We start from the raw sequence: 5,794 nt of genomic DNA on the forward strand, positions 1-5,794 counted from the left end.
AACTTTTACTTTGGCTACGCCTACCAGATCACCATGAACGAGCTCTCTGGCTTCAACTCTGGGACGCACGTAATAACCATCGGGCTTGATTTTCTACAGGGCATCAGCAATTGTCCCTGTACACAAAACCCTGTGCATTATTAGTGTGTTTCTTTGTAATCTTTAATATCAGAAGAATCTTATTTAAATTAAAATGATTTCATTTTATAGAAATAAGATTTTCAGCTTGCGATAAAGCCAAAAATCATAAAATAAACTAATTCTGCATAACCAATTATTTTCTTCTAAAAATAGTAGGAGTTTCTTTTGGTAATTCAACCCATTAGTCATTAAAATCCTTGCTAACTATTTGTTTTTTTTTGCACGTTACAAAAATTTAACAAAAACCTCTTTTTATGCAATTCTATAGTGTTTGTTTAATTTTTAACGACTGCTGTAACTCAAAGTATTTGGAATTAATGCGTGTAATAATTTGTAAGACAGGTTTTTAAGTTTTTATTATAATTATTTATTTGGATTATTTTGTGATGAATTATCGTTGTATGGCAAATTTATCAGATTTAAAAACAAGAAAAATACTCGTTAAATAAATAAATAATGCATTTTATCGAAAAAAAGTGACGTTTCATAGATTTTTTTTATATTTTTGAATTTTGTTGCTAAGAGACATTAAAGCCGATAAAAGCATATTTAATTGTAATAAAAATCGGATTATCCTGTAGGTTTTAAAAGGGGTAAATGAAATTATAAGAGTATTAAGTAGCATTTTTATCAGCATAGAATTTAAATAATGCTTAAACAACTATAATTTATTAAAATTTCTCTGAGGAATTAAAGCCCCAAATTTAATTATGATGAAAAACTCTACCCTTTTTAAACACCTTCTTGTAGTTTTATTGCTAGTTATTAGTTTTCAAACTGTTGCTCAAAATTTTGTGCCTTTTAACCCTAGGTTTAATAAAGATGTAAAAGGCGATATTCTTTTGATTGGTAATAATATTTTAGGACCTAATAATAACGCATTTAACAGTAATGGAACTTACAATAATGATGTTAATATGCGATATATTGACATTGATGGTGATGGTTCTACATATAGTTCATCTAGTGCAGATTTGATAATTCCAAATCCTGAATGTTATAAAATTATACACGCTGGGTTATATTGGGGAGCGGTTACACCTGGGAATCAATCAATAACAAATGTTAAGTTTAAAGGGCCATCTGGTAGTTATAATGATGTAGTAGGTACCGTAATTTATGATGCAGGGAGTAGTGTTGTTAGTAATAGTTTTCCATACGCTTGTTATGCCGATGTAACTTCTATTGTTGAAGGTCTAACTAATAATCAAGGAACTTATACAGTTGCTAATGTATCGTCTGCCCAAGGTAGAACAAGTAGTTTTGGTAATGGTACAGGTTACTCTGCAGGTTGGTCTCTTTTTATAGTTTATGAAGATCCAACGTTGCCAGGAAAATCCATTACAAGTTTTGATGGATTTAGTTCCATTAGTAGTTCGGTGAATTTAAATGTTCCTGTTTCTGGATTTCGTACTGTTCCATCTCCATCTCCAGTAAGAGCTAATTTTGCGTTTGCTGCTCTGGAAGGTGATAAACCAATAAGTGGAGATAGATTAAGAATTAATGGTTCTAGTTTATCGGCTACAGATCGATCTAGTAATAATTTTTTCAACAGTTCGGTAACTCAATTAAGCGGCTTAGCTGTTAATAATAGAAATCCTAACAGTACTAATACTTTGGGTTTTGATACTGGTATTTTAAATGTACCAAATCCAAGTAATTCTGTAATAGCAAATGATGCAACTTCCGCAGTGGTTCGATTGGAAAGTTCTCAAGACGCATATTTTCCATATTTCTATGCGTTTGCTGTGGAAATTATTGAACCAAAAATTGTACTTACCAAAATTGTAGAGGATGTTTTAGGAAATGATATTGGTGGACAAGATGTAACTCTTGGAGATCAATTAAACTACGTTATTGGATTTCAAAATACAGGAAATGACAATGCCACTGAATTTACTATCAAAGACATATTACCTGTAAATGTTACGTTTAATTATCCAGCAGATTTGGGTATTTTACCTCCGGGTGTATCAGTAAAAAGCTATAATCCATTAACTAGAGAAATTATTTTTGAAATTAATGATTCTGTAGTTGAAATAAATGATCCCGTATTAGAAATCCGTTTAACAGTTAGGGTTGTAACATTATGTAATATGCTAAGTGATGCATGTTCAAATAGTATTGACAATCAAGCATATGCAACTTACAAAGGAGATACTAATCCTTCATATACTATTTCAGACGACCCTAGTTTAAATACTAATACAGGATGTTTATTAGTGCCTAAAGCAACTAATTTTTTAGTTGGTGTAGATGATTGTTTGTTTACAGGAACAGAAGTACTTTGTGGAGCAACGGTGGAACTAACAGCTGCAAGCGGTTATAATTCATATTCATGGTCAACGAGTCCAACAGGTACGCCAGTAATTGGTACGAGCCAATCTATAACGGTTTCAAATATTGGAACTTATTACGTTCATAATACAGCTGTAGCACCATGTTTATCTATTAATCAAGAGATTACGGTAGTCCCTTTTGGGGGTGTTTTAACAAATCCCGTAATTCCTTTTGCAGATGAAGTTGTTATTTGTCCTAATGATGGAAAACAATTGCCCAATATATTTTTATGTGGTGCCAATGCGTCAAGAGATATTGTAACTGGTATTTCAGATGGATCAACTATTATATGGGAAAAGCTAAACGAAGGAAGTTGTGCCGCTGTTTTTAGCGCCGATTGTGCTAATGAGAGCACATCATGTACTTGGACGCAGGTAGGAACTGGACCAGATTACACTGTGAACACTTCGGGGCAATTCAGGGTAACGTTAAATTATGCAGGCGGATGTTTTAATAGGTATTATTTCAACTCCTATCAAAATTTATTAAGTCCCACAGTATCAACTCGAGATATTATCTGTACAACACCAGGTCAAATAATTGTTGGTGGCGTACCCGCTGGTTATGAATATAGTCTAGATAATATTAATTATCAGACAAGTAATATTTTTACTATAAATACGCAAAATACATACACGGTTTATATAAAACAAGTAGGTGTAACCACTAATCCTTGTATTTTTTCGGTACCGGACATTCAAATTAGACAAAGAAATTTTACGGTTTCAACAGTTGTTACCCCTCCGTTATGCCATGATGGAAAAGGCAGCGTGAAATTAGCAGCTAATGATGTTAGACCGCAATATTCATATTCTATTTATAATGGAGCTACATTGGTAAACAGTGTAGGTCCTATTGATGATAGTGATTATACATTTCTAAATCTAAACCCTGGCACCTATAGTACACGTGTAGAAACAGAAGATGGTTGTTTATATACTGGCACGGTAACAATTGCTAATCCGCCATTACTAGCGGCAACTTCGGCAATTACAAAACCCTTAACGTGTACCGATGGAGAAATTACGGTATATCCAACAGGTGGAACTGCTCCTTATTTTTACTTTGTAAACAGTACAACTGAATTTCAGGATGTACCACAAATTGATGTTACAGCATCTGGTGTGTACAATATTACTGTTGTAGATTCTAATAACTGTAGCATAACAACTTCGATAACAGTTGACTTAACCCCGGCACCAGTTTTTAATGTAACCAAGACCGATATTTTATGTAGTGGTTCTGGAAATACAGGAAGTATAAATGTTAATGTTACAAATGCTAATGGAAATAGTTTGTTGTATAGTATTGATAATGGTGTCACATTTGTTAATTCTCCAACATTTACAGGGTTGGCTAATGGAAATTACGAAGTGGTGGTTCAATATACAACAGGTCCAGATGCGTGTACTTCAGCACCACAGACTATAAATATTGCAACACTTCCAGCAGTAACAGGAACGGCAACTTTAACAACACCTTATACCTGTTTAACAACAGGAACTATAACTGTTTCTGGAGTTTCTGGAGGAACTTCACCATATACTTATAGTATTGATGGTGTCAATTTTCAATCAGGACTTACTTTTTCAAGTTTAACCAACGGATCTTATACCATAACTATAAGAGATGCTAATAACTGTACGTTTAATACAGCTGCTATTACTGTACCAGCACTAAACCCTCCAACCGATTTAACATTTAGTAGTTCAGCTTTAACGTGCCCAACTAATACTTCAACAGTTACCATTACTGGTACAACTGGTGGTGTTGGAGCATTACAATATCAAATAATTGCACCTGCGGGTTCTGCAACGGCATACCAATCTTCAAACACATTTTCAGGATTAGCACCAAATACTTATACATTTCAAGTAAAAGATGCTAATGATTGTATTTATAATGAGTCTTACACCATTACACCTTTAACAGCATTGACTGTTGTAGGGCAGTTGGTTAATGATGTTTCATGTTTTGGTAGCTCAAATGGAGCTGTTCGATATACAGTATCAGGTACTTCAAATTTCACATATACTATCAATGGAGGAACTTCAAATGTAGGTACATCACCAATAAACTTAACAGGTCTAGCAGCGGGAACATATGTTATTCTTATTAGAGATACCACAACAAATTGTCAAGCAACAGCTTCGGTTACAGTAAATCAACCTGCTACGGTACTTGGAGTTTCATCAACATCAAGTCCTATTACTTGTATTACAAATGGTAGCGTAGTTATTAATGCCACTGGTGGTTGGGGAGGAAACGCTTATACTCTAACTCAACCTGATGGATCTGTTTTACCTTCACAATCAAATAACACTTTCAATAACTTATCACAAATAGGTACTTACATAGCAACTGTTACAGATAGTAGAGGTTGTGCGGTAACCAGTTCATTTACTTTAACAGCGACTAGTATACCAACGGCAAGCATAAGCTCTTCTTCCAATTTTTGTTATGGAGGCGCTACCAGTGCATCATTAGTAGTTACAGCAACAGGAGGAAATACACCTTATGAATATAATATAAATGGAGGGCCATTTCAAACAAGTAATACGTTTGCAAATTTAACACCAGGAAATTATACAATAATTGTTCGAGATGCTTATGGATGTACGGTTACTTTACCAACCGAAACTATCGCACAACAATTAGCAACAAGTAGTGTATTAACGAAAGAATTGGATTGTACCATTTCGCCAGATGCTTTAATAACAGGTAACATTACTGGAGGCTATGCACCATTTACTTATGAGATTTCTATAAGCGGGTCAGCATATACTTCTTTGGGGGCTACAGGAACCCCATTTACATATTCAGCAGCAAATGCTGCAACATATCAATTTAGAGTTACAGATTCTAGAGGATGTCAATCAGTGTCAAACGTTATTACCGTTAATCCAATAACCAATCCAACAGTTACGGCAACAGCCACAAATGTAACTTGTAATGGAGCTTCAAATGGTACAGCTCAATTAGTTGGATCAGGAGGTTCTGGAGGTTATACTTTTAGTAATGATAACATTACTTTTGGAGCAACTTCCTTATTTACAGGTTTATCAAACGGTGCACATACTTTTTATATTAAAGATAGTAAAAATTGTGTAGCGAGTGTGGTTGTAAATATCACCCAACCAACGCCATTAGCAGCATCGGCAAGTACCACAGCATTTAGTTGTAGTGCAACTAACACCAAACAATCAGCTGTAATTACTATTGCAGTACCAACAACAGGAACAGCACCTTACCAATACAGTTTTAATAACGGCGCATCGTTCAGTTCAACCAATACGTTAACGGTAAACGATAA

Annotated in this window: 1 protein-coding gene and 1 pseudogene; both read left to right on the plus strand. The window is 34.4% G+C overall.

The features are described from left to right. The coding region (locus EV196_RS20180; RefSeq protein WP_243652296.1) for a type IX secretion system membrane protein PorP/SprF at window positions 1–144 on the plus strand (144 nt) is incomplete at its 5' end. A 707-nt stretch (window positions 145–851) separates the two neighbouring features. Next, window positions 852–5,794: pseudogene (locus EV196_RS19670) on the plus strand (DUF11 domain-containing protein); the annotation flags it as partial.

Source organism: Mariniflexile fucanivorans (assembly GCF_004341235.1).
Classification (GTDB): domain Bacteria; phylum Bacteroidota; class Bacteroidia; order Flavobacteriales; family Flavobacteriaceae; genus Mariniflexile; species Mariniflexile fucanivorans.